The following is a 24,220-nucleotide window of genomic DNA, read 5'->3' as shown; positions in this document are numbered from 1 at the left end:
GGAGCAACTGGGCATGACGAAGATCGTCAACCACTGGATCGGCGGCAAGACCGTCGAAGGCGCGTCGGGGAACTACGGGCCGGTCACCGACCCGGCGACCGGCGCGGTCACCACGAAGGTCGCGTTCGCGTCGGTCGAGGAGGTCGACGCGGCGGTCGCCGCCGCCAAGGACGCCTACGCGACCTGGGGCACGTCCTCGCTCGCCAAGCGGACCACGATCCTCTTCAAGTTCCGGGCGCTGCTGGAGGCCAACCGGGACGCCATCGCCGAGCTGATCACCGCCGAGCACGGCAAGGTGCACAGCGACGCGCTGGGCGAGGTCGCGCGCGGCCTGGAGATCGTCGACCTGGCGTGCGGGATCACCGTGCAGCTCAAGGGCGAACTGTCGACCGAGGTCGCCTCGCGCGTCGACGTCGCGTCGATCCGCCAGCCGCTGGGTGTCGTGGCCGGCATCACGCCGTTCAACTTCCCCGCCATGGTGCCGATGTGGATGTTCCCGATCGCCATCGCGACCGGCAACACCTTCGTCCTCAAGCCCTCCGAGAAGGACCCGTCGGCGTCCCTGAAGATCGCCGAACTGCTCGCCGAGGCGGGCCTCCCGGACGGCGTCTTCAACGTCGTGCACGGCGACAAGGTGGCCGTCGACCGGCTCCTTGAGCACCCGGACGTCAAGGCGGTCTCCTTCGTCGGCTCGACCCCCATCGCCCGCTACATCCACACCACGGCCTCCGCGAACCACAAGCGCGTCCAGGCCCTGGGCGGCGCCAAGAACCACATGCTGGTCCTGCCCGACGCCGACCTGGACGCGGCGGCCGACGCGGCCGTGTCCGCGGCCTACGGCTCGGCGGGCGAGCGCTGCATGGCCATTTCCGCCGTGGTCGCGGTCGGCTCCATCGGCGACGAGCTGGTCGAGAAGATCCGCGAGCGCGCCGAGAAGATCAAGATCGGCCCCGGCAACGACCCCACCTCCGAGATGGGCCCGCTCATCACCGCCGTCCACCGCGACAAGGTGGCGTCCTACGTCACGGGCGCTGCGGCCGAGGGCGCGGAGGTCGTCCTGGACGGCACCGGCTACACGGTCGAGGGCTTCGAGGACGGCCACTGGATCGGCATCTCCCTCCTCGACAAGGTGCCGACCACCGCGAAGGCCTACACGGACGAGATCTTCGGCCCGGTCCTCTGCGTCCTGCGCGTGGACACGTACGACGAGGGCGTGGCCCTCATCAACAGTTCCCCCTTCGGCAACGGCACCGCGATCTTCACCCGCGACGGCGGCGCCGCCCGCCGCTTCCAGCTGGAGATCGAGGCCGGCATGGTCGGCGTCAACGTCCCGATCCCGGTCCCCGTCGGCTACCACTCGTTCGGTGGCTGGAAGGACTCCCTCTTCGGCGACCACCACATCTACGGCAACGACGGCACGCACTTCTACACCCGCGGCAAGGTCGTCACCACCCGCTGGCCCGACCCGGCCGACGCCCCGACCGGCGTCGACCTCGGGTTCCCGCGCAACCACTGATCCCGACCGAGTGGGGCCGTCCGTATCGCGGACGGCCCCATTTTTTCGCTACGACGACTGCGGTAACCGTAGGAACCCGAACCGGGGCCGACACTGCCCTCGGGCGCCGAATACGTCACTTTAGGTGGACTGGATCAACGGATTCCGTAGGTGAACACCCATTGACGTGATGGTTTCCGTCAATGTTCCATCAGGCCCGTGACCGACACCCTCCCCACTGCCGAGGCCGCCGTTTCCGAGGCGCCGTCGGACAGCTCCCGAAGCCCCCGGCAGCTCAAGCGCTCCATCGGCATCGTCGGCGGCACGCTCCTGACGCTCTCCTGCGTGACACCGGCCTCGACGCTCTTCGTGGTCGTCCCCGACCTGTTCGGCTCGCTGGGCACCGCGACCGCCCTCACGATCGGGATCGGCTCGGTCCTCTGCATCGCCGTCGCGTTCTGCTACTCGGAGCTGGGCACCCTCATCCCCAGCGCGGGCGGCGAGTACGCGATGGTGTCGACGCTGGCGGGCCGCCTGGCGGGCTGGCTGGTCTTCGTCCTCTCGCTCCTGGTCGTGATGATCGTCCCGCCGGTGATAGCGATGGGCACGGCGGACTACCTGACCCCGATCGTCCACCTGAACCCGTCGATGACGGGCGCCGGGGTGATGCTCCTGGCCACGCTGGCGGGCCTGTTGGACCTGCGGGCCAACGCGTGGATCACCGGCATCTTCCTGGTCCTGGAGGTCATTGCGGCAGGAGTCGTAGCCCTCCTCGGCTTCACGCACAGCCACCGGGGCCTGGGCAGCCTGACCTCGATGCAGGTGGCGGGCACCGGCGGCCACACGGACACGGTGACGGCGATGCTGGTGGTCTCCGGCCTGGCGATCGCCCTCTTCGTCACCCAGGGCTTCTCGACGGCGGTCTACCTCTCCGAGGAGTTGGAGAACCCGCGCCGCAACGTGGCCCGCACGGTCCTCGCCACCCTCGCGATCTCCACGGTGATCATCCTGGTCCCGGTGGTCGCCATCACCATGGGCGCGTCCGACCTTTCCGAACTGACCGGCGGCGACATCAGCAGCATGGTCACCGCCTGGTCCAACTCGGCGGTCGGCACCTTCGTCAGCCTCTGCGTGGCCCTCGCGATCATCAACGCGGGCATCGTCATGGTCATCCAGAACTCCCGTGTCCTCTTCGCCTCCGCCCGCGACAAGGCCTGGCCCACCCCGGTCAACACGGTCTTCTCCAAGCTCGGCCGTTTCGGCTCCCCCTGGGTGGCCACCCTCGCCGTGGGCATCCCCGGAGCAGTCCTCTGCTTCGTCAACCTGGACACCCTGTACGGCGTGACGGGCGTGTCGGTGACGGGCATGTACCTGCTGGTCGCGGTCGCCGCCCTGCTCTCCCGCCGAGGCCAACACAGGCACACGCGCGCGTGGCGCATGCCGCTCTGGCCCGCGATGCCGATTCTCCTGATCGCGGTCCTGGCGTACATCCTCACGCAGCAGGAGACGAGCTACCTGCTGTGGACGGGCGGCACAGTCGCCGTCGCCACCCTCTACTGGGCGTTCTATCTGCGCCCGCGCCGCGAGACCCGCTGGCTGGTGTCGATCCCGGAGGACCAGCGGGCGTAAGCGACTTCACTACGTGAAGTCCCACGTCACCACGGAGCACGACCCGTCGTCCTTGCCACCCGCGCTGCGGTAGGTGGCGAGGGCGACGTCGTTCCCGGTGTCGATCAGCACCCACATCCCGTAGCAGCCCCGCTCCCGCGCGAGCGCGTCCAGCCGCCGCACCAGCGCCCGCCCGAGCCCCCGGCGGCGATACGGCTCCGCGACCGCGAGTTCGTAGAGCAGCATCTCGGTGCCCTTGTCGGGGTGCGTCGTCTCGACCCCGCTGACGAAGCCGACCGGCGTCGGCCCGCCGCCGTCGTACGCGAGGAAGAGATGGTGTCCGCCGGCAGTCAGGAAACGCTCGGCCCACTCGGCGCGGACGGGACCGTCGAAGAGGTACTCGGCCGCGGCGACCTCGGCGGCGGAGGTCGCTCGGCGGATCGTGAAGGTGTCCGCTCTGCCCAAGCTGTCCATGGGACTTCGTACCACGGACGCGGTATGCGGGAACGGGCTCGTACTCCCCGGGGAGGGGCGGAGGTTCGGTCCGGGGGCTGCCTCGGTTGTCAGTCGCGGGCCGTACCGTTGAGGCATGGATCTTCGACTGCCCGCCCTGCGAGGGCTGCTGCGAAGGCCCCGGCGCCTGCTGGCCGCCGGGGCCGCCGTCGTGGTGCTCGTGGGTGCCGGTACCTGGACGGCGGTTGCCTCCGACGAGCCGCCTCCGGTGCACCGCTCCGACCGCGTCATGGCCGTGGACGGAGTGCGTCTCGACACCTCGTACTTCACCTCCGGCACCACCGGTCGCCGCCCCGCCGTCCTCCTGGCCCACGGCTTCGGCGGCAGCAAGGACGACGTACGGAAGCAGGCCGAGGGCCTGGCCAGAGACGGGTACGCGGTACTGACCTGGTCCGCGCGCGGCTTCGGGAAGTCGACCGGCAAGATCGGCCTGAACGACCCGGACGGCGAGGTCAAGGACGTCTCCAAGCTGATCGACTGGCTGGCGAAGCAGCCGGACGTCCAGTTGGACAAGCCCGGCGACCCGCGCGTGGGCGTGGCGGGCGGTTCCTACGGCGGAGCGATCTCCCTGCTCGCCGCCGGTTACGACGACCGCGTGGACGCCATCGCCCCGGCGATCACGTACTGGAACCTCGCCGACGCCCTGTTCCCGAACGGCGTCTTCAAGAAGCTCTGGGCGAGCATCTTCATCAACTCCGGTGGCGGCTGCGCCAATTTCGATCCCCAGTTGTGCGCGATGTACGACCGCGTCGCCGAGTCCGGCAAGCCCGACGCGGCAGCGCGCGCACTCCTCCAGGAGCGCTCCCCGTCCGCCGTCGCCACGCACATCAACGTGCCGACCCTCCTCCTCCAGGGCCAGACCGACTCCCTCTTCCCGCTCGGCCAGGCCGACGCCGCCGCGAAGGCGATCCGCGCCAACGGCGCCCCCGTGGACGTCGACTGGATCGCGGGCGGCCATGACGGCGGCGACATGGAGACGAGCCGTGTCCAGGCCCGCGTGACCTCGTGGTTCGACCGGTACCTGAAGGACGACAAGAACACCGACACAGGACCGGCCTTCCGCGTCACCCGCACCGGAGGCGTCGACTCCACGGACGGCGCCGCCCTGCTGCGCGGCGCGAGCGGCAGCGCGTACCCAGGCCTGGAGAACGACCCGCGCACGATCGCCCTCACCGGCCGCCGCGAGCAGTCCTTCACCAACCCGGCCGGCGCCAGCCCGCCCGCGATCTCCGCCCTCCCCGGCCTCGGCAGCGCGGGCGGCCTGTCCCAGCTGTCCTCCCTGGGCGTCGGCATCTCCCTCGACTTCCCCGGCCAGTACGCCGCGTTCGACTCCAAGCCCCTCACCCAGGGCCTCCGCATCACCGGATCGCCCACGGTCACCGTCCACGTCAAGTCGACGAGCGACGACGCCGTCCTCTTCGGCAAGGTCTACGACGTCGGCCCGGGCGGCACTCAACAGGTGCTGCCCTCCCAGCTGGTGACTCCCCTCAGGGTCGAGGGCGCCGAGGCGGGCAAGGACGTCACGATCACCCTCCCGGCCATCGACTACGACGTCCAGAGCGGCCACCACCTGCGCCTGGTCCTCGCCTCGACGGACCTCGCGTACTCCTCCCCGGCGACCCCGGCGACGTACACCGTCACCCTGAAGAGCGACCTCAAGGTGCCCACGGCCCCGGGTGTGACGACCGCTGCGGCGACACTGCCGTCCTGGGTCTGGTGGCTCCCGCTCGCCGGCGCGGCGCTCGCACTGGCACTGCTGCTGACCGGACGCAGGCGTACGGCGTCCACACCCCCCGACCCCGAGCTGGCCGAAGTCCCGCTCCAGATCACCGACTTGAGCAAGCGGTACGCGAAGTCGGCGGACCGGTACGCGGTACGGGATCTGTCCTTCCGTGTCGAGAAGGGCCAGGTGCTCGGCCTGCTGGGCCCGAACGGCGCGGGCAAGACGACCACCCTGCGCATGCTGATGGGCCTGATCAAACCGGACGACGGCGAGATCAGGGTCTTCGGTCACGCGATCCGCCCGGGCGCCCCGGTGCTGTCCCGGGTCGGTGCCTTCGTCGAGGGCGCTGGTTTCCTCCCGCACCTCTCCGGCCGCGAGAACCTGGAGCTGTACTGGCAGGCGACCGGACGGCCCCCGGAGGACGCCCACCTGGAGGAGGCCCTGGAGATCGCGGGCCTCGGCGACGCGCTCGCCCGCGCGGTGCGCACCTACTCCCAGGGCATGCGCCAGCGCCTCGCCATCGCCCAGGCCATGCTGGGCCTGCCCGACCTCCTCATCCTCGACGAACCGACCAACGGCCTCGACCCGCCGCAGATCCGCGAGATGCGCGAGGTGATGATCCGCTACGCGGAGGCGGGCCGCACGGTCATCGTCTCCAGCCACCTCCTCGCCGAGGTCGAGCAGTCCTGCACCCACCTCGTGGTCATGGACCGCGGCCGACTCGTCCAGGCGGGCCCGGTCGCCGAGATCATCGGCTCCGGAGACACCCTCCTCGTCGGCCTGGCCGCCGACATTCCCGACCCGCTGGTCGACAAGATCGCGGCCCTTCCGGACGTGGAGTCGGTGACACGGGCGGAGGGCGGCCTGCTGCTGCGGCTGGCCTCCGACGACGGTCCGCCCTCCGGTGACCACCCGGTGTCCGCCGACCAACCGGCCCCCGGCGACCGCCTGGTGTCCGCCGCCTCCCCGGCGGGCGGCGCCGTGGCGGAGGGTGCCGGCGCGGTTCGCGAGGCGCAGGGCGCCAGCACAGCCGAGGCGTCCGGTGTCGCACTCGCCGAGCCGGCCACCTCCGCCACGGCCGATGCCCCCGGCACCGCGCTCGACGCGCCGGTGCCCCCGTCCCTCGCGGAGGACCCGGCGGCCCCGTCCACCGCACCGGGCCCCTCCTCGGCGCACCCCACCCACGGCTCGCCCACCGCGGCCCGGCTCCTGGTGGAACTCGTACGGCTCGAAGTCCCCGTCTCCTCCGTCGGCCCCCACCGCCGCCTGGAAGACGCCTTCCTCACCCTGATCGGAGGTTCCGCATGAGCACGCTCGCCGAGCCCGTAGAGGTGGCCTCCGGCTACCGCGCGGGCCGCACACTGCCCCTCCGGGTAGAGCTGGTCCGGCAGCTGAAGCGGCGCCGCACCCTGGTCATGGGCGGCATCCTCGCCGCGCTGCCCTTCGTCCTGGTGGCCGCCTTCGCGATCGGCGGCACCCCGGGCGAGCGCAACGGCCAGGTGACCCTGATGGACACGGCCACCGCGTCCGGCGCCAACTTCGCCGCGGTGAACCTGTTCGTGTCGGCCGGCTTCCTCCTGGTCGTCCCGGTCGCCCTGTTCTGCGGGGACACCGTCGCCTCGGAGGCCAGCTGGTCCTCCCTGCGCTATCTGCTGGCGGCACCCGTGCCCCGGGCCCGCCTGCTGTGGTCCAAGCTGGTCGTCGGCCTGAGCCTCAGCCTCGGCGCGATGGTCCTGCTCCCGCTCGTCGCCCTGGCCGTCGGCACCGCCGCCTACGGCTGGGGACCGCTGGAGCTGCCCACCGGCGGCACGATCGGCTCGGGCACGGCCGCCCAACGCCTGCTCGTGGTGGTGGCGTACATCTTCGTGTCCCAACTGGTCACCGCCGGGCTCGCGTTCTGGCTCTCGACGAAGACCGACGCACCCCTGGGCGCGGTCGGCGGCGCGGTCGGCCTGACCATCGTCGGCAACGTCCTGGACGCCGTCACCGCGCTCGGCCACTGGCGCGACTTCCTGCCCGCGCACTGGCAGTTCGCCTGGGCGGACGCCGTACAGCCGCATCCCGAGTGGTCCGGCATGATCCAGGGCACGGCGGTCTCCGTTACGTACGCCATCGTGCTGTTCGCCCTGGCCTTCCGGGGTTTCGCCCGCAAGGACATCGTTTCCTAGGTCACCGGAGGATCACCCACCGGTCTCGACGGGCCATGATCGCGACCCCTTCGAGACGCTTCCGCAACTCCCCGTAGCGCACGTTCCCGTCCCCTCCGCCGTCACAGTCGCAAGAAGCCGACGTCAACGGACCGAGGGGGCACGGGAGATGGAGACCAGCCACACCGACCGAACACGACCGGCGCAGGAGTACGCCCGCCACCGCACCCGGCACCTGCGCGCCACCCTGCTAGCCCTCACCGCCGCGGGCGGCCTGCTGCTCACCGGCTGCAGCGCGGGCGGCGGCGGCCAATCCGACGGCTCGAACGCGTCCAACCGGACCGGCTTCCCGGCCCCGGCCCCCGCCACCACCTCCGGCGGTGACAACAGCAGCGAACAGGACGGCGAACAGACAAACACCCCCGCAGACAAGATCGCCCCGTCCCCCGACTACCTCTCCACCTTCGCCCTCGACGTCGACACGGCCTCCTACGGCTACGCCCGCCGCGTCCTCGCCGACGGACAGCTGCCCGACCCGTCGACGATCCGCCCCGAGGAGTTCGTCAACAGCTTCCGGCAGGACTACGACCGCCCCGACGGCAACGGCTTCACGGTCACCGTCGACGGCGCCCGCACCGACAGCGCCAACTGGTCCCTGATCCGCGTCGGCCTCGCCACCCGCACCGCCGACGACAGCGATGAACGCCCGCCCGCCGCCCTCACGTTCGTCATCGACGTCTCCGGCTCCATGGCCGAGACGGGCCGCCTCGACCTCGCCAAGAAGTCCCTCGACGAGATGACGGACCGGCTGCGCGACGACGACTCGGTCGCCCTCGTCACCTTCAGCGACGAGGCCGAGACCGTCCTCCCGATGACCCGCCTCGACGGCCACCGCGGCAAAGTCCACCACGCCATCGACGAGTTGGAGACCCAGTCCTCCACCAACCTCGGGGCCGGCGTCGAGACCGGCTACGCCACCGCCACCGAGGGCCTGCGCGAGGGCGCCACCAACCGGGTCGTCCTCATCTCCGACGGCCTCGCCAACACCGGTGACACCAACGCCGATTCGATCCTGGAACGCATCGCGAACGAACGCCGCGACCACGGCATCACCCTGTTCGGCGTCGGCGTCGGCAGCGACTACGGCGACGCCCTGATGGAGAAACTCGCCGACAAGGGAGACGGCCACACCGCCTACGTCTCGGACGACGCCGGCGCCCGCAAGGTCTTCGTCGACCAACTCCCGCAGAACATCGACCTCACCGCCCGCGACGCCAAGGCCCAGGTCGCCTTCGACCCCGAGACGGTCGCGCAGTTCCGCCTCATCGGCTACGAGGACCGCAAGGTCGCCGACGACGACTTCCGCGACGACAACGTCGACGGCGGCGAGATCGGCCCCGGCCACACCGTGACCGCCCTCTACGCCGTCCGCACCAGGCCCGGCGCCGACGGCCACCTCGCCACGGCCAGCGTCCGCTGGCTCGACCCGAACACCCGCGCCCCGCACGAGGAGTCGGGCCAGCTGGAGACCGACGCCCTGCACGACTCCCTGGCCGGCGCCTCGCCCCGCTTCCAGGTCACCGCGGTGGCCGCCTACTTCGCCGACTCCCTCCGCACACAGGGAGACGACTCCGGCTCCCTGCCCGGCAACCCCGGCCTCGACGAACTCGCCGACCGCGCCCACACGTTGGCGAAGCGGACGGAGGACAAGGACGTACAGCAACTCGCGGAAGCGATCGACGAGGCAAGCCGGATGAACTGAACCCGACCGAACCCGCACTCGATCCCACCGGCCCCATTGACCTTCCCCTACTTGCGAGTAAGTTGACGCCCCAGTCACCGTCTCACCGCCGACCGGGAGCAGCCGACATGGGCGTACGCAAGGACCTGAAGCGGGCGCGGCAACGCACCGACCTGGCGGCCCGCACCCGGGTCGAACTCAGCAGGGACGAGCGGGGCGTCGTACGAGAGGCGAGCACGCTGCCGCTCGCGCCGCGCCCGACGACCGGCAGCACCGCCGACCTCCCGTTCACCAACGCGGCGGAGGCCCCCGACACTGTGGTCCTCCGCCGCGAACAGAACGGCACCTGGCACCCCGTCACCGCCGCCGCCTTCGCCCGTGAAGTCACCGCCACCGCAAAGGGGTTGATAGCAGCAGGCCTCGAACCGGGCGGCCGGGTCGCGGTGATGTCCCGCACCCGCTACGAGTGGACGGTCCTCGACTTCGCGATCTGGGCGGCCGGCGGCCGGACCGTGCCGATCTACGCGACCTCGTCCGCCGAGCAAGTGGAGTGGATCGTCAGGGACTCGGCCACCCGCTTCGTCGTCACGGAGAACACCGAGAACACCGACACGGTCATGACGGGCACCGCCCGCCACCCCCAACACCCGCGCATCTGGCAGCTGGACGCGGGCGCCCTGGCCGAACTCGCCACCCTGGGACGGGACATCACCGACGAGGAGGTCACCAAGCGCCGCAGCGCTCTCACCCCCGACACGGTCGCGACGATCTGCTACACCTCCGGCACCACCGGCCGCCCCAAGGGCTGCGTCCTCACCCACGCCAACCTGCACGCCGAGGCCGCCAACACGGTCGAACTGCTGCACCCGCTCTTCACCGAGGTCACCGGCCAGGTCGCCTCGACGCTCCTCTTCCTCCCGCTCGCGCACATCATGGGCCGCACCCTCCAGATCGCCTGTCTGATGGCCCGCATCGAGATCGGCCACTGCCCGAGCATCAAGCCCGACGAACTCCGCCCGGCACTACGGGAGTTCAGGCCCACGTTCCTGGTCGGGGTGCCGTACCTCTTCGAGAAGATCCACGACACCGGCCGCGCGACCGCCGAACGGATGGGCCGCGCCGCCTCCTTCGACCGCGCCGACCGCGTCGCGGTCCGCTTCGGCAAGGCGTACCTCGACAGGTTCCTCGGCACCGGCAAGGGCCCGAGCCCCGCCCTCTACGCCGCGTGGGCCCTCTACGACCTGCTGGTCTACCGCCGTATCCGCAGCGAACTCGGCGGCCGGATGCGGTACGCCATCAGCGGCGGCTCCCCGCTCGACCGCGACCTCAACCTCTTCTTCGCCGCGGCCGGAATCATCGTCTACGAGGGCTACGGCCTCACCGAGACGACCGCCGCCGCCACCATCGTCCCGCCCCTGCGGCCCCGCCCCGGCACGGTCGGCCTCCCGGTGCCCGGCACCACGATCCGCATCGCCGACGACGGCGAGGTGCTCATCAAGGGCGGGGTGGTCTTCGGCGCGTACTGGAACAACCCGGCGGCCACCGACGCGGTACTGCGCGACGAGTGGTTCGCGACCGGGGACCTCGGCGCGCTCGACGAGGACGGCTATCTCACCATCACCGGCCGCAAGAAGGACATCCTCGTCACCAACGGCGGCAAGAACGTCTCCCCGGCCGTCCTGGAGGACCGGCTGCGCAGCCGCGCCCCGGTCGGCCAGTGCCTGGTCGTCGGCGACAACCGCCCCTTCGTCGCCGCGCTGATCACCCTCGACCCCGAGGCGCTCGCCCACTGGCTCTCGGTCCGCAAGCTCCCCGCCGACACCCCGCTCGCCGAGCTCGTGCGGAACGCGGACCTGCGCGCCGACGTCCAGAAGGCCGTCGACCACGCCAACCAGGCCGTCTCCCGCGCTGAGTCGATCCGCGCCTTCGCCCTGGTCGAGGGCGAGTTCACCGAGGACAACGGCCTGCTCACCCCGTCCCTGAAGGTCAAACGGCATGTGGTGACGGCGGCCTACGCGGACGACATCGAGGCGCTCTACGCGAAGCCGAAGCAGCTGTAGAAGCCGTAGAAGCCGTAAAAACAAGAGAAGCGGGCCGCCGAGGTGCTCGGCGGCCCGCTCTCGTGGTGCTGGTGGGGTCAGCTGCCCACGGCGCCGTTGCCCGACAGGACCGGGATGTTGTCCAGGATGTGCGACAGCGGCTCGTCGCCCTTCGCCTGGGTCGAGTTCTCGGTGCACTGCTGGTTCTGCGGGGCCGAGAGGATCGGCACGTCCTGCAGAACGGTGACCGGGACGACGCCGACGATCGAGGCGAGGTTCGCCTTGACCGGCAGGCCGACACAGGGCTTGTTCAGGGTGCCCTGGACGAGGGAGAGCTGGGGGCTCATGTCGCCCTTGGTCTCCTGGTTGCCGTACTTCTGCACGGCACCGTTGCCGTTGGTGGTGGTGACACCGTCGTCGTTGCCGATGGCCATCGCCGGGGTGGCGACGGCGGCGGTGGCACCGGCGATGGAGGCGGCAACAGCCGCGGTCGCCCACAGCTTCTTCATGTTCTATCCCTTTCGGAGGACGGACTCCCGTTGCGGAGCCGCGCGATGATCAACTGGGTGATGGCCGGTTTGGTTGCGGCCTTTGCCCTGAATGGAGCAATAAGTCTGCTGGGGTGACAAGTCGGCTCAGGAGCCGGCGAAAGCGCCCCGTGGACGGTCCGCGCGCGGAGGGCAAACCAACGGGCCGCCGAGCGTTCGGCGGCCCGTGGTGCGCGTCCGGGGATCAGCTGCCCGCGGAGCCGTTGCCCGACAGGACCGGGATGTTGTCCAGGATGTGCGACAGGGGCTCGTCGCCCTTCGCCTGGGTCGAGTTCTCGGTGCACTGCTGGTTCTGCGGCGCGGAGAGGATCGGCACGTCCTGGGCGACGGTGACCGGCACGACGCCGACCAGCGAGGCCAGGTTCGCCTTGGCCGGCAGGCCGATGCAGGGCTTGTTCAGCGAGCCCTGGATGAGCGCCATCTGCGGGCTCATGTTGCCGTACGTGGCCTGGTTGCCGTAGACCTGCTCGGCGCCATTGCCGTTCGTCGTGGTGACGCCGTTGTCGTTACCGATCGCCATCGCCGGGGCGGCGACGGCAGCCGAGGCTCCGACGACGGAAGCGGCGACAGCCGCAGCAGCCATAACCTTCTTGATCACTTCATGATCCCTTCTGGAGTAACCCCGTCCACCGGAGCGACCTGAACAACTGGCACCGGGCCGCATGGTTGCTCCGATTCACTCCAATGGCCCAGATGAATCCAACCGGGTGAAGTCACGCAACCAATCCGGCCCACCCCGGTTGATGGGGGAGCAGGAATTGTGTCTCTGCCAGGAAAGGACCGCAGAAATGCTCAAGAAGGCAATGGCTGCGACGGCTGTCGCGGCTTCCGTCGTCGGCGTATCGGCGACGGCCGCCCCGCAGGCGCTGGCCATCGGCAACGACAACGGCGTCACCAGTGTCGACGGGAACGGTGCCCAGCAGATCTACGGCAACGCCAAGACCGTCGGTGACATGAGCCCCCAGCTCGGGCTCGCCCAGGGCGACCTGAACAAGCTCTGTGTCGGCCTGCCGGCCAAGGTCAACGCGGCTTCGATCGTGGGCGTGCTGGTGCCGGTCACCGTCCTCCAGGACGTCCCGATCCTGTCGGCCCCGCAGAACCAGCAGTGCACCGAGAACTCCACCCAGGCCAAGGGCGACGAGCCGCTGTCGCACATCGCGGACAACATCCCGGTGCTGTCGGGCAACGGCGCCATCGGCAGCTGATCGTCCGTCAATGCGGTGGCCGGGGCGGCCCGTCGGAATTTTTCCGTACGGGCCGCCCTTGTCGTTTTTCAAAACTGTCCGCCCTCTGCCTTCCCTTGAAGAGAAGCGTTTCTGCGTTGGTGCGGCCATCGCGTCAATTCAGTGCCGACGATCGAGTGAATTGTCAGGTGACACGCGTTCTTCAGTTTCTTCCTGTGTCTATCCCTCGTTTCACAGGCTGCAGGTCATGGTGCGAGCCGCCCAAGCTGTGCTCGCTCGGTTTCGGCCGTCATAGGGCATGACCGCAGAGAAGGGAACGTTCATGAAGAAGAGCGCTGCTGTTGTCGCTGGTGCGATCATGGCTCTCGGTATGGCCGCCCCGGCCTTCGCCGACGCCGGTGCCGAGGGTGCCGCCATCGGTTCGCCGGGTGTCCTCTCGGGCAACGTGGTCCAGGTTCCCGTGCACATCCCCGTCAACGTGTGCGGCAACTCGATCGACGTGATCGGCCTGCTGAACCCGGCGTTCGGCAACACCTGCGTCAACGACTGACGACGCAACGCACCAGCCGCTCCGGCTGTGTCACGGCCGGCCTTGGACACTTTCCTGTTCCAAGGCCGGCTTTTTTTCCCACTTCTTCAAGCAGGAAGACAACGAGATTGCGACAGACCCTGGGTAAGGGAATGGTCGCGGCCGCCGCCGCGACAAGCATTCTGTCCCTGTGCGGCAGCCCCGCCGTGGCCGAGACGTACACGGCCGGCGCTGCCAAGGATTCGCCGGGCGTCCTGTCCGGCAACAGCCTCTCGGTCCCTGTCGACGCGCCGGTCAACGCCTGCGGCAACTCCGTCGACGGCGTGTCCGGGCTCAACCCGACCTTCGGCAACTCCTGTGCCGGCGGCAAGGATTCGCACCGGCACGGCGAGCACACCGGACACCACCGGTGGGCCGAGCAGGCCTACGACGACTCCGACGACGACTCGGGCTACGGCTCCGGGGGCGACGATTCGGGCTACGGCTACGGCGATGACTCGGGCTACGGCTTCGGCGGCCACTCCGGCCATGGCTACGGCGATCACTCGGGCTACGGCTCGGGCGATCACTCGGGTTATGGCTCCGGTGACCACGGAGGCTACGGCTCTGGTGACCACGGAGGCTACGGTTCCGGTGACCACGGAGGCTACGGTTCCGGTGACCACGGGGGCTACGGCTCCGGTGACTCGGGCCATGGCAAGCCGGAGGACTGCGAGGAGACGCCGCCGCCTCCGCACGGCGGTGACCACCACACGCCGCCTCCCACGGGTGGGGATCACCACACCCCGCCTCCCACGGGCGGTGACCATCACACGCCGCCTCCCACGGGCGGGGATCACCACACGCCGCCTCCCACGGGCGGGGATCACCACACGCCTCCGCCCACCGGCGGGGACCACCACACCCCGCCGCCCACCGGCGGAAACCACACCCCTCCCCCCACGGGCGGGAACCACACTCCGCCTCCGAGCGGTGGGAATCACACCCCTCCGCCCACGGGTGGAAATCACACCCCGCCTCCGAGCGGTGGGAATCACACCCCTCCGCCCACCGGCGGCAACCACACACCGCCCCCCACGGGTGGCAACCACACGCCACCCCCCACGGGTGGCAACCACACGCCACCCCCCACGGGTGGCAACCACACCCCGCCGCCGCACGGTGGGAGTCACACCCCGCCGCCCGTTCTGGCGCACACCGGCAGTGAGGCCATGCTGGCCACTTCCGCTGTCAGTGCCGCGTTGATCGCGGGTGGCACGATCCTCTACCGACGAGGCCGGGCCGCGTCCCGTAGGTAAGGCGCACGGGGTGCCGGACGTCACCGCCCGGCACACCCGCGCCGCACTACCCGGTCACCGTCGTACGAAATCCAGTGCGCCCCGCCGCCCCGGCGCCGGGATCATCCCGCCGCGCGGCTCCGAGCGCAGCCGGCGTCGGACTCCCCGGACCAGCGCGCCCGCGGTGAACGTGGCGCCGTGCACGAAGCGCATCGCCGGGCCGAAGCCCGAGGCCGTGAGCAGGCCCGCCATGAAGAGGCCGGGGTGCGAGGACTCGAAGTCCCGGCCGACCTCGGGGGAGCCGTCGCCCACCGTGGCCAGGGATCCCCTCAACTCACCGGAGAGCAGCCCGAGTCGGCCGGTCGTGGCCTTGAACCCCGTGGCCGCGATGACGTGTTCGGTCTCCAGGGAGCGTGTCCCGCCCGCCCCGCCCACCGTCTCCAGGCGTACCCCGCCCGGCACCAGGTCGGCCGCCGCGACCTCGTGGCCGAGCAGCACCTCCACCGCCGGTTCGACCCGGTCCCGCACCCACCAAGCACCGGCCGGGCCAAGGGCGTTGGCCGCGATCCTGGCCCGGGTCGACTCCGGGAGACGGCGGAAGAGGTCGGGGCGCTCGGCATAGAACCAGTTGCGCCAGCCGGGGCCCAGGCCGCTGTGCGGGGAGCGGGCCTCCTGCCACCACGGGCGCTCCCAGGCCGGCGGTACGTCGTTCCAGTGCAGTTCGCCGGCCCGCGCCAACACCCTTACCCGGGTGCCCTGTTCGGCGAGCAGGGCGGCCGTCTCCAGTGCCGCCTGGCCGCCGCCGATCACCGTGACGTCCTTGCCGCGGAAGTCGTCCAGCGTGCTGTGATGGCTGCTGTGCGAGACGAGGGAACGGCTCAACCCCCGTAGCGCGGACGGGATTTCGACGAACGGCATGACACCGACCGCGAGGGCGACGGTCCGGGCGTGCAGCACCGTGCCGTCGTCCGTCACCGCCTCGAAGCCGCCGGGCACCGGGGCGATCCGCTCCACGGTCCGCTCGTCCACCTCGGGCACGGCGTTGCGCGCGAACCACAGGCCGTACGAGGCGAACATCTCGACCGGGATCGGCTCGCCGTGCCGGGCCTCGACGCCCTGGCCCGCACAGTACTTGTCGAGCGGCCAACGGCCCTCGGCGTCCGACAGGTTGGAGGCCCAGGGCTCCGACTTGAGGAACATGCCCCGGGGCATGTGGTCGCGCCAGGACGCCATCGGCCTGCCGAAGACGCGCAGGTTCAGCCCGGCGGCCGCGGCGTGGGACGCGATGGACAGGCCGTACGGGCCCGCGCCCACCACCAGCAGGTCGTACATCAGCAACTGCTCGCTTTCTCGTCGTCGGACAACTCGGTCAACTTGGTCAACTCGGCCTGTTCGGCAGGCTCGTCGAGCGGGCTCGCGCCCGACTGCCGGACCACCCGCGCCGCCGTGCGGGCCGGCACCGGCCCGCCGCCCAGCCGCCCCCGCAGCTTGCGCAGCACATGTCCGGCCCACAGGCCCCACATCGCCCGGCCCGGTGCCCGGTCGTCCGGCGCGTACCAGGCCAGCTCGCGTCCGGCGGGGGCCGGGCGCAGCGCGCTGAGCGGCGCGTAGTTCTCCACCACGAACGAGCGTCCGGGCCGGGGTGCCCCGTCCGGCAGCGGACGGTGGGTCAGGTCCAGGTGCTGCGCGCGGACGACGTCGAGGCCCGCGCTGTCGGTGAAGAGCCGGAACTGCGCGCCGGGCCGCGGATTGAAGTCGAGCAGGTGGTAGCTCCCGGTCGTGCCGCAGCGGCGGAAGTCCAGGTCGAAGATGCCGCGGTAGCCGAGCTCGGCGGTGAGGCGTTCGGCGAGCGCCTGCACCTGCGGGTTGGGCGTCCAGCGGCCCACCGCCGTCAGACCGGCCCCGCGCGGCCAGGCCCGCTGCTTGCGGCCCGGGCCGCCGCCGCGCACGGCGCCGGTGCGGTCGACGTAGCCGTGGAAGAACCAGTCGCGATCGGGCCCGGACGGCAGGAACGCCTGCAGCAGCAGCCGGCTGCCCGCCTCCTCCGCGCGCAGATACAACTCGCGCGCCTCCTGCGCGCTGTGCACCACCACCGTGGAGCGCAGCCCGGTCCCGCACGGCACCAGCCAGGGCCGGCTCCACTTCGCGACCACCGGCAGCCCGAGTTGCCAGGCGGCGCTCGCGGCCTGCGCGGGGCTCTCCGGGATCAGCGTCACCGGGTGCGGGATGTCCGCGCTCGCGCACACGGCGGCCAGTTCCGCCTTGTCGGCGACCCGTTCGGCCAGCGCGCCTGGCTGCTGCGGCAGCAGATAGGAGGGCGCGAGCTCGTCGCGCAGCCGGCCGACGGCGATCGCGCTCGCGTCGTCCATCGCGATCAGCACGGCGGGACGCGCGATCCGCGCGGCCACCCGGCGCAGCGTGACGGCGATCTCGGCCAGGGAGGCGCCGGGTGCCGGCGGGGGATGCATCTGGCAGACAAAGCGGGAGCTGCGTACGGGACTTGCCGAGGAATCGGCGACCACATGCACCTCCACTCCCGCCCTGCCGAGCGAACGCACGGCCCCCAGCGTTCCGTGGTGAAAGGGATTCCGGTCGATCCGCAACAGGACTGCGGGGACACGGATGTCGAGCAGCGACACGGACTGTTTCCTTCGGTTCGGTTCACCCGTGCGGGCGATGGAGGAACTCGGAAGCCGTAATGGCGGTGGCGTAATTCATATTCATATGACTGAGTGTCAGTAGAAGGAAAAGCAAAGTCGGAACGGAGTACGAGAGTGGAGAGAGGAGCAGGCATGGCCCCACAGCAACGACGGTCCCGAACCGCCCGGCTGGCCTTCGTCGCGGCCACGGTCGCCGCGTCGGCGGCTTTCGCGTCGGGTCCCGGGTTCGCGGCGGGAGCGGGGGTGGCGCGGGCCACCGATCCGCCTGCTCCCGTGACCACCGCGCCCACGAGCACCGTGCCCGCCACGCCTACGGCCACCGCACCCGCGGTCACCGCGCCGACGACCCCGGCCATCGCCGCACCGGTGAAGACGCCCGCGCCGAAGGAGACTCCGGCCTTCGGTGCCTTCCTCGACTCCGGTGCCCGCGGTGTGGCCCGGATGGCCGCGCTGAGCAGCTGGCTGGGCGGCGCCGAACTGCGCGTCGGCCACACCTACCTGCCCGGCAACCACTGGAGCGACATCGAGGGCGCCCCCGGCCTCCTCGACGTATGGGCGGACTGGCGCACGGAGAAGACGGACCGGATGCTCGTCCTCAACGTGCCCATGCAGGAGCACAACGAGGACGGTGTCTCCGACTGGCAGGTCCGGCGGCTGCTCCAGCTGGGCGCGGCCGGCCAGTTCGATCAGCACTTCAAGGCCCTGGCCCAGCGGCTGGTCGACCTGAAGGTGCCGGACACGGTGATCGTGCTCGGCTGGGAGATGAACGGCACCACGTACACCTCTCGCTGCGGGCCGGACCCGGAGGCCTGGAAGAAGTACTGGAACAGGATCGTCACCACGATGCGCTCGGTGCCGGGCCAGAAATTCCGGTTCGACTTCACTCCGAGCCGCGGCCGGGACGCCGTTCCCTGGACGCAGTGCTATCCGGGGGACGACACGGTCGACATCGTCGGAATGGATTCGTACGACCAGCCGTCCGGGCTGACGTTCGACGAGCAGGTGAAAGAGCCCTACGGACTCCAGGAACACGTGGACTTCGCCAAATCCCACGGCAAGCCCATTTCCTATCCTGAATGGGGACTCTTCCGCAATGGCGACAACGCGGAGTACATGAAGCGCATGCTCGCCTGGATGGACGAGCACAAGCCGCTGTACAACACGGTGACCGACTACTGCCCGCACGGTGTGTGGCAGTGCTCCCAGAACCCGAAGTCGTCCAAGGTCTACCGCTCGGTCCTGTTCGGCCGTACGGAGGAACCGACCCCGACCACACCCACGACTCCGACCACACCTACGACACCCACGACGCCGGTCACCCCGGAGCCGCCCAAGCCGACCACACCGCCCACCCCGACGCACCCGGCCAACTGCTCGCCCGTGGAACTCGGCGACTGGGTCGAGTACTGGCTCGGCGGGAAGCTGTGCGTGAAGTTCGACTGGTGGCAGCGCGACCGCTGAACCAGAGGTGGCGGCGGGCCGCTCACGGTCCGTCGCCACCGCGCTCCCTCCACTTCCGCAGTAACGCCTTGCCCCGCCGGCGCGCGGCGACGTCGCAGACGACCGCCGCCATCAGCGGGGCAGTGCGCTTCCGGGCCAGCAACAGCCGCTGGTTGACGACCGGTTCGGGCCGCCAGTGGTGCTTGTACGGCTCGTTGCCCCGCAGCAGACTGAGCGTGCCGGGCCCGTCGGTGCCGGTGTGCTCGGCGCACGCGTCGAGCAGCATCACCGCCACGTCCGCCTTCCGCTCCCGCAGCCGCGGATGCGCGCCGTACAGATACCCGCCCGCGAGCCGCCGCGACAGCAGCGTCAGATCTACGGCGACCACGTCCTCGTCGAGCCGGAACTCGGTGACGACCGCGTCCCCGGAGCGGACCATCGGCCCGACCGAGCGGACCAGGTGCTCGCAGAACCGCGTCTGCAGATGCTCGGACGTCACCTTCCGCCCCTGCCACTGGAGTTGATGCAGCTCCAGCAGCCGCCGTAGTGCCGAGTCCACCCCGTCCGGCTGTACGACGGCGCGCTCGACGCCCAATGCCGTCAGCTTGCGGAGTTTGGCGCGGACGCGCTGGGCCTTGGAGGAGGGGAGACGGGCGACCAGCTCGTCCATCGGTACGGCGGGCAGCTCCAGGCAGAGCGAGTCGTGGACGCGGCGGCGCGGGCCGCGCCAGCGGTCGTAGACGCGCTCGACCGCGCCGCCGGGCCGTACCTCGCGGAAGTCGATCAGCGCGGTGCGGGCGGCGGACGCGAGGCCCTCCGTCAGCGCGGCGACCGCCGGGTCGCCGTGGTCGTCGTCCAGGAGGACGTCGCCGTAGTCGGAGATCGCGCCGCCGAGCGGGACCAGCGAGGGGACCGGACGGCGGACGAGCATCAGGGGCGCGGCGGCGACGAGTTCGCGGCCCTCGCGCACAACGAGCAGGCGCAGTCGGCCCGTTCGGCCGTACGACAGCCACCAGGAGTGCAGCCAGGCGTGGGACTGGAACGGGGTCGCCGCGCCGCACTTCCGGTACAACCGGCCCCAGGCCGGGGCCAGTTCGGCGAAGGCCTGGGCGTCGGTGACGAGTTCGGTCGAGTACACCGGTGTCACAGGACGTCGGCCGCGGTGGCCGGGCTGGGCACGGAGGCCGGGCGGCCGGTCTCGTCGGTGGTGCGGCGCGGCCGGACGAGGAGCAGCAGTCCGCCGAGGAGGCCTCCCGCGCTCGCGCCGACCAGACCGGTCACCGCGGCCGAGGCCGAGGAGGGGCCGGCCGGCTTGATGGCGCGGGCGAAGGTCTGGAGTTCGACGTGAGTGGAGGCCTTGGCGTCGTTCGCGTGCGCGGTCAGCGAGCGGGACACGGCGTTGGCCATGTCGGCGGCGAGGTCCGCGCGCGAGGAGGTGGCCGTGACGGCGACCATCGGTGCGTCCGGCGAGGTCGCCGTCTGCACGCTCGACTGGAGCGTCTTCACCGGCACCCCTGCCCACACCTGCGCGTCGCCTAGCACCGCGAGCTGGGTGGCGACCCGGCCGTAGGCCTGCGCGAAGCCGAGCGCGGTCGAGGAGTCGGCCTTGTCGGTCGGTACGGCGATGACGTAGCTGGTGGCCGTGTACGTCGGCGGCTTGGCGAGGCCGTAGCCGGCGCCGAGGAGTCCGCCGGTCACGGCGCCGGCCGCGAGGAGGGACCAGGCCGGGAGGGTCTTCGCGCGGGCGAGCGGACGGTGCTGTCGGATCTCGGTCATGAGGAACTGGCTCCCTGGGGTGCGGGGGACGGCGACGAGGTGGAGACCGCCGCGTACACGTCCATGAGTTGGGCGGCGCTGCGGGTGATGCAGTAGTGGTGGGCGGCGTCCGGCGCGGTGCGCGGGCGCGGGCCCCGCGCGCGGGCCGCCGCCAGCGCGCGGGCGAAGACCTCCGGTCCGCCCTGGACACGGTGCGCGTCGGCGGCGGCCTGCGGCGGGAGGTCCTCGACGGCGGGGCAGGAGGCGTAGAGCACAGGCAGCCCGGCAGCCAGACCTTCTACGACGGCCAGGCCGAAGGCCTCCTCGGGGGACGGCGAGGCCAGCAGGTCCATCGCCGAGGTGAGGGAGGGCAGGTCGGGGCCCGGGGTGCCGTCCGGGACGTAGGGGCGTTCGCCGGTGAACAGCACCCGGTCGGCCACTCCGCAGTCGTGGGCGGTGCGGCGCAGGAGGTTCTCCTCGGGGCCGCCGCCGACCAGCAACAGCCAGTAGTCGGACGGGAGTTGGGTCAGGGTGCGGATCAGGACGTCGAAGCGCTTGCCGGCCGCGAGCCGGCCGATGCCGCCGACGACGTACGCGTCCTCCGGCAGGCCGAGGCGCTGGCGGGTGCGCAGGCGCTGGACCGGGTCGAAGCGGAAGCGGGGCAGGTCGATGCCGTTGGGGACGACCTCGATGCGCGGGCCCGGCACACCCCACTGCCTGAGGCGTTCGGCGACCGTGGGGGACACGGCGACCGTCGAGCGGCCCAGACGCTCGCTCGCGAGATACAGGGCGCGGACCCCGGAGTTGAGGCTTCGGCCCTCCATCTGCGAGTCGCCCAGGGAGTGTTCGGTGGCGACGACCGCCTTCACGCCCGCGATCCGGGCGGCGAGCCGGCCGTAGACGCAGGCGCGGTAGAGGTGGGTGTGGACCAGGTCGTAGCCGCCGGTGCGGATGATTTTCACCAGGCGGGGGAGCGCGGCGAGGTCGCGGTTGCCGGTCATGCCGAGGTGGTGGACGCGCACCCCGTCGGCGGTGAGACCGTCGGCGACCGCGCCCGGGTTGGTGAGCGTCACGACATCGCAGTCCACGGGCAAGTGGCGCAGCAGCAGCCGGAGTTGCTGCTCGGCGCCGCCGATGCCGAGCCCGGTGATGATGTGCAGGGCCTTCATGCGGGACCCTCCACCGGACGGCGGCGCAGTCCGTGCAGCCGGTACTTGAGGAAGAGGCGGACGGCGTTGTCGTTCTGGCCGATGTGCACGCGGGGGAAGGCGTGCCGGCCGCTGAGGTCGCCGGGGTCGATGGCGCAGGCGTAGGTGTAACCGGCTTCCTGTACGGCGGCCACGGCTCTGGCGTCGATCGTGCCGTACGGGTAGCAGAAGCCGTCGACGGTCGTGCCGGTCAACTCGGCGAGTACGGAACGGCTTTCGGCGACCTCGGCCTTCAGCGTGGCGTCGTCCGCCTTGGTCAGGTCGACGTGGGTCAGGCCGTGCGAGCCGATCTCCACGCCCTGGGCGGCGGCCCGGCGGATGCCGTCCGCGGTGAGGAGCGGTTTGCGCGGGCCCAGCGGGTCCCAGGCGTTGTCGCCGCCGAGTCGGCCGGACAGTACGAAGAGGGTGGCGCCGCAGTCCCAACGGGCCAGCACGGGGAGGGCGTTGTCGACGAAGTCGGCGTAGCCGTCGTCGAAGGTGAGCCCGACCAGGCCGTGGCCCTCGCCCCGGGCGCGGGCGGCGAGCAGCTCGGCCATGGACACGCCCCGCAGCCCGCGCCGGCTCAGCCAGCGCAGCTGCCGGTCCAGGCGGTCGGGGGTGACCGTGACGCGGTAGGGGTCGTCGGAGCAGTCGCCCACGGAGTGGTACATCGCCACCCACGGGACCGGGCCCGTGACGCGACTGCCGGTGGTCGGGGAATCAGCGGGAGCGGCCATGGATGAGCCTTCGTGTGACGGAGCGGACGGATTCCAGTGCGGGTGCGAAGCCCTGGGCGCCCAGGGCCCGGCCGAGCAGGACGAAGACGACGGTGACGGCCGCGCTGCCGACGACGAGACCGAGCAGCGGTGAGGGCATCGCGCGGGCGGCGAAGGCCCCGGCGACCGTCGCGACCGCCGCCGCGCGCACCGGCCGGCTCAGCTCGACCAGGACCTGCCGGGTGCGGATCGGGACACTGCGCGGGCCGCTGCCGCACAGCAGGAGTACGGCGGTGACGGTGATGCCGGTGGCGTTGGCGATCGCGATGCCGATGACGCCCCAGGGGCCGACCGTCCAGGCGCCGATCCAGGAGGTCACGACGATGCCGGCCGCCATCGCCCCGACCGGGAACCAGGTGGGGCGGCCCGCCGAGAAGTAGGAACGGACCAGGACGCCCACCAGGGTCTGGCCGAGCAGACCGAGCGCGTACACCCGCATCACACCGGCCGTGGCCGCGGTGTCGTGGGCGGTGAACGCGCCCCGCTGGAAGAGGAGTTCGATGATCTGCGGGGCGCACGCGATCACCGTGGCGGCGCCCAGCAGCACCAGGCAGGCGGCGAGCGCGAGGTCCCGCTCCACCCGGTTGCGGGCCTTCTCCGTGTCGCCCTCGGCGAGCGCCCGCGCGACCACCGGGAAGGTCACCGTGCACAGCATCAGCGACAGCACCATCGGCATCTGGGCGACCTTCTGCGCGTAGTTCAGATGCGAGATGGCGCCGGCGGGGAGGTGGGAGGCGAGAAAGCGCTCGATGAGGACCTGGGACTGGCGGCAGAGCGCGAAGAGCAGCACCGTCGCCATCAACGCGAAGTTCATCGGACGGGGGGTCTCGGTGGTGTCGTCGGCGACGGTGTCCGGGAGCGTCGGCTTGTGGCTTCTCAACTGGCGTACCAGAGCGGGCAGTTGGGTCAGCACCATCAGGAAGCCGCCCGCGGCCACGCCGAGCGCCGCCGACCGTACGCCCCAGTGGGCGCCGAAGGCGTACATCCCGGCGATGATGCCGATGTTGTACGCCACGTAGATCGCCGCCGGGGCGACGAAACGGCGGTGGGCGCGGAGCGCCGCGCTGCAGTAGCCGGCCAGGCCGAAGCTCAGGACGCAGGTCGCGGTGATGCGGGTGCAGCTCACCGCCAGCGCGGGGTTGGGCAGGCCCGGGGCGAGGGCCTCGACCAGGTAGGGGGCCGCTGCGATGAACAGTGCCGATACCGCGACGAACGCCAGGGTGAGGCGGGGGAGGGTGGCTTTCACCAGGGTGCGGACCGGGTCGCCGGGGGCGCCTTGCGCTCTGCGGGCCAGCGCCATGCTGAAGGCCGGGATCAGAGCGAACGCCAGGCCGTCCTCGATGAGGAGGGTGGCGGCGAACTCGGGGACGGTCCAGGCGACGAGGAAGGCGTCCGTCTCGCTGCCGGCGCCGAAGAGGCGGGCGAGGGACTGGTCTCTGGCGAGGCCCAGGAGGGAGCCGGTGATCGAGAGGACGGCGGTGATCAGGGCGGCTTTGGCCAGGAAGCGGCGGGATTCTGGGGCGGGGCTTTCTTGTGAGGGGGATGGGATCAGGGGTGGCTCGGTGGGTGGTTGACTGCTGCGCCGTCGGGGCTGGCCG

20 protein-coding genes are annotated in these 24,220 nt (G+C 71.2%); 10 read left to right on the top strand and 10 right to left on the bottom strand.

Annotated features, from left to right (window positions below; all coding sequences use genetic code 11):
- The first annotated feature begins 13 nt into the window (after nucleotides 1-13).
- Together mmsA and SSP08S_RS00980 are read left to right on the top strand one after the other, a co-directional pair.
- A complete protein-coding gene (gene mmsA, locus SSP08S_RS00985) occupies nucleotides 14-1,516 on the top strand; it encodes a CoA-acylating methylmalonate-semialdehyde dehydrogenase (protein ID WP_019065702.1) in 1,503 nt (500 codons plus the stop codon).
- Nucleotides 1,517-1,714: 198 nt separating this feature from the next.
- Nucleotides 1,715-3,124, top strand: coding sequence for an APC family permease (locus SSP08S_RS00980; RefSeq protein WP_019065701.1), 1,410 nt, complete (start codon nucleotides 1,715-1,717; stop codon nucleotides 3,122-3,124).
- A gap of 9 nt (nucleotides 3,125-3,133) precedes the next feature.
- Here the strand turns inward: SSP08S_RS00980 and SSP08S_RS00975 are convergent, their stop codons facing one another.
- The gene (locus SSP08S_RS00975; RefSeq protein WP_019065700.1) at nucleotides 3,134-3,577 is read right to left on the bottom strand and encodes a GNAT family N-acetyltransferase; all 444 of its coding nucleotides are present in this window, start codon (nucleotides 3,575-3,577) and stop codon (nucleotides 3,134-3,136) included.
- Nucleotides 3,578-3,692: 115 nt separating this feature from the next.
- On the opposite strand from SSP08S_RS00975, the gene SSP08S_RS00970 reads away from it, so the two are divergent.
- The 4 genes from SSP08S_RS00970 to SSP08S_RS00955 all read left to right on the top strand — a co-directional run bounded on the left by SSP08S_RS00970 (nucleotide 3,693) and on the right by SSP08S_RS00955 (nucleotide 11,287).
- Nucleotides 3,693-6,647 carry an alpha/beta fold hydrolase gene (locus tag SSP08S_RS00970; RefSeq protein ID WP_019065699.1) on the top strand — a complete coding sequence of 985 codons (2,955 nt, stop codon included), beginning with the start codon at nucleotides 3,693-3,695 and terminating at the stop codon, nucleotides 6,645-6,647.
- Nucleotides 6,644-7,507: an ABC transporter permease gene (locus tag SSP08S_RS00965; protein WP_019065698.1), complete on the top strand. Its 864-nt coding sequence runs from the start codon at nucleotides 6,644-6,646 to the stop codon at nucleotides 7,505-7,507. The genes SSP08S_RS00970 and SSP08S_RS00965 overlap by 4 nt, the downstream gene beginning before the upstream one ends.
- A 148-nt stretch (nucleotides 7,508-7,655) precedes the next feature.
- The gene (locus tag SSP08S_RS00960; RefSeq protein ID WP_019065697.1) at nucleotides 7,656-9,248 is read left to right on the top strand and encodes a vWA domain-containing protein; all 1,593 of its coding nucleotides are present in this window, start codon (nucleotides 7,656-7,658) and stop codon (nucleotides 9,246-9,248) included.
- Between the two features lie 107 nt (nucleotides 9,249-9,355).
- Complete coding sequence (locus tag SSP08S_RS00955) at nucleotides 9,356-11,287, top strand: AMP-dependent synthetase/ligase (protein ID WP_019065696.1); 1,932 nt, start codon at nucleotides 9,356-9,358, stop codon at nucleotides 11,285-11,287.
- A gap of 77 nt (nucleotides 11,288-11,364) precedes the next feature.
- On the opposite strand, the gene SSP08S_RS00950 is transcribed toward SSP08S_RS00955, so the two are convergent.
- The gene (locus SSP08S_RS00950; RefSeq protein WP_019065695.1) at nucleotides 11,365-11,775 is read right to left on the bottom strand and encodes a rodlin; all 411 of its coding nucleotides are present in this window, start codon (nucleotides 11,773-11,775) and stop codon (nucleotides 11,365-11,367) included.
- Between the two features lie 223 nt (nucleotides 11,776-11,998).
- Complete coding sequence (locus SSP08S_RS00945; RefSeq protein WP_019065694.1) at nucleotides 11,999-12,412, bottom strand: rodlin; 414 nt, start codon at nucleotides 12,410-12,412, stop codon at nucleotides 11,999-12,001.
- Between the two features lie 190 nt (nucleotides 12,413-12,602).
- On the opposite strand from SSP08S_RS00945, the gene SSP08S_RS00940 reads away from it, so the two are divergent.
- The 3 genes from SSP08S_RS00940 (at nucleotide 12,603) to SSP08S_RS00930 (ending at nucleotide 14,825) form a co-directional block, all read left to right on the top strand.
- A complete protein-coding gene (locus SSP08S_RS00940; protein ID WP_019065693.1) occupies nucleotides 12,603-13,019 on the top strand; it encodes a rodlin in 417 nt (138 codons plus the stop codon).
- A gap of 301 nt (nucleotides 13,020-13,320) precedes the next feature.
- Nucleotides 13,321-13,548 carry a chaplin ChpD gene (gene chpD / locus SSP08S_RS00935; RefSeq protein ID WP_026178071.1) on the top strand — a complete coding sequence of 76 codons (228 nt, stop codon included), beginning with the start codon at nucleotides 13,321-13,323 and terminating at the stop codon, nucleotides 13,546-13,548.
- Nucleotides 13,549-13,679: 131 nt separating this feature from the next.
- A complete protein-coding gene (locus SSP08S_RS00930) occupies nucleotides 13,680-14,825 on the top strand; it encodes a chaplin (RefSeq protein ID WP_019065691.1) in 1,146 nt (381 codons plus the stop codon).
- A 54-nt stretch (nucleotides 14,826-14,879) separates the two neighbouring features.
- Here the strand turns inward: SSP08S_RS00930 and SSP08S_RS00925 are convergent, their stop codons facing one another.
- Both SSP08S_RS00925 and SSP08S_RS00920 read right to left on the bottom strand, forming a co-directional pair.
- On the bottom strand, nucleotides 14,880-16,136 hold the full coding sequence (locus tag SSP08S_RS00925) for an NAD(P)-binding domain-containing protein (protein WP_019065690.1): 1,257 nt from the start codon (nucleotides 16,134-16,136) through the stop codon (nucleotides 14,880-14,882).
- Nucleotides 16,136-17,443: a carboxylate--amine ligase gene (locus SSP08S_RS00920; protein ID WP_019065689.1), complete on the bottom strand. Its 1,308-nt coding sequence runs from the start codon at nucleotides 17,441-17,443 to the stop codon at nucleotides 16,136-16,138. Before SSP08S_RS00920 ends, SSP08S_RS00925 begins: the two co-directional genes overlap by 1 nt.
- A gap of 153 nt (nucleotides 17,444-17,596) precedes the next feature.
- On the opposite strand from SSP08S_RS00920, the gene SSP08S_RS00915 reads away from it, so the two are divergent.
- Nucleotides 17,597-18,925, top strand: a complete 1,329-nt coding sequence (locus SSP08S_RS00915) for a glycoside hydrolase family 26 protein (protein ID WP_019065688.1) — start codon at nucleotides 17,597-17,599, stop codon at nucleotides 18,923-18,925.
- A gap of 22 nt (nucleotides 18,926-18,947) precedes the next feature.
- Here the strand turns inward: SSP08S_RS00915 and SSP08S_RS00910 are convergent, their stop codons facing one another.
- From SSP08S_RS00910 to murJ, 5 genes are read right to left on the bottom strand one after another with little or no spacing between them, the layout of a single operon-like run.
- Complete coding sequence (locus SSP08S_RS00910; RefSeq protein WP_026178070.1) at nucleotides 18,948-20,051, bottom strand: GNAT family N-acetyltransferase; 1,104 nt, start codon at nucleotides 20,049-20,051, stop codon at nucleotides 18,948-18,950.
- Entirely contained in the window at nucleotides 20,048-20,680 is a 633-nt protein-coding gene (locus tag SSP08S_RS00905; protein ID WP_019065686.1) for a YveK family protein, read from the bottom strand. Before SSP08S_RS00905 ends, SSP08S_RS00910 begins: the two co-directional genes overlap by 4 nt.
- Nucleotides 20,677-21,828: a glycosyltransferase gene (locus SSP08S_RS00900; protein ID WP_019065685.1), complete on the bottom strand. Its 1,152-nt coding sequence runs from the start codon at nucleotides 21,826-21,828 to the stop codon at nucleotides 20,677-20,679. The genes SSP08S_RS00905 and SSP08S_RS00900 overlap by 4 nt, the downstream gene beginning before the upstream one ends.
- Nucleotides 21,825-22,583, bottom strand: a complete 759-nt coding sequence (locus SSP08S_RS00895) for a polysaccharide deacetylase family protein (RefSeq protein ID WP_019065684.1) — start codon at nucleotides 22,581-22,583, stop codon at nucleotides 21,825-21,827. Before SSP08S_RS00895 ends, SSP08S_RS00900 begins: the two co-directional genes overlap by 4 nt.
- Nucleotides 22,567-24,174: a murein biosynthesis integral membrane protein MurJ gene (gene murJ / locus SSP08S_RS00890; RefSeq protein WP_078532302.1), complete on the bottom strand. Its 1,608-nt coding sequence runs from the start codon at nucleotides 24,172-24,174 to the stop codon at nucleotides 22,567-22,569. Before murJ ends, SSP08S_RS00895 begins: the two co-directional genes overlap by 17 nt.
- Nucleotides 24,175-24,220 lie beyond the last annotated feature (46 nt).

This window comes from Streptomyces hokutonensis, from assembly GCF_000376565.1.
In the GTDB taxonomy this organism is placed as follows: domain Bacteria; phylum Actinomycetota; class Actinomycetes; order Streptomycetales; family Streptomycetaceae; genus Streptomyces; species Streptomyces hokutonensis.
This window is presented reverse-complemented; position numbering and strand designations above follow the sequence as displayed.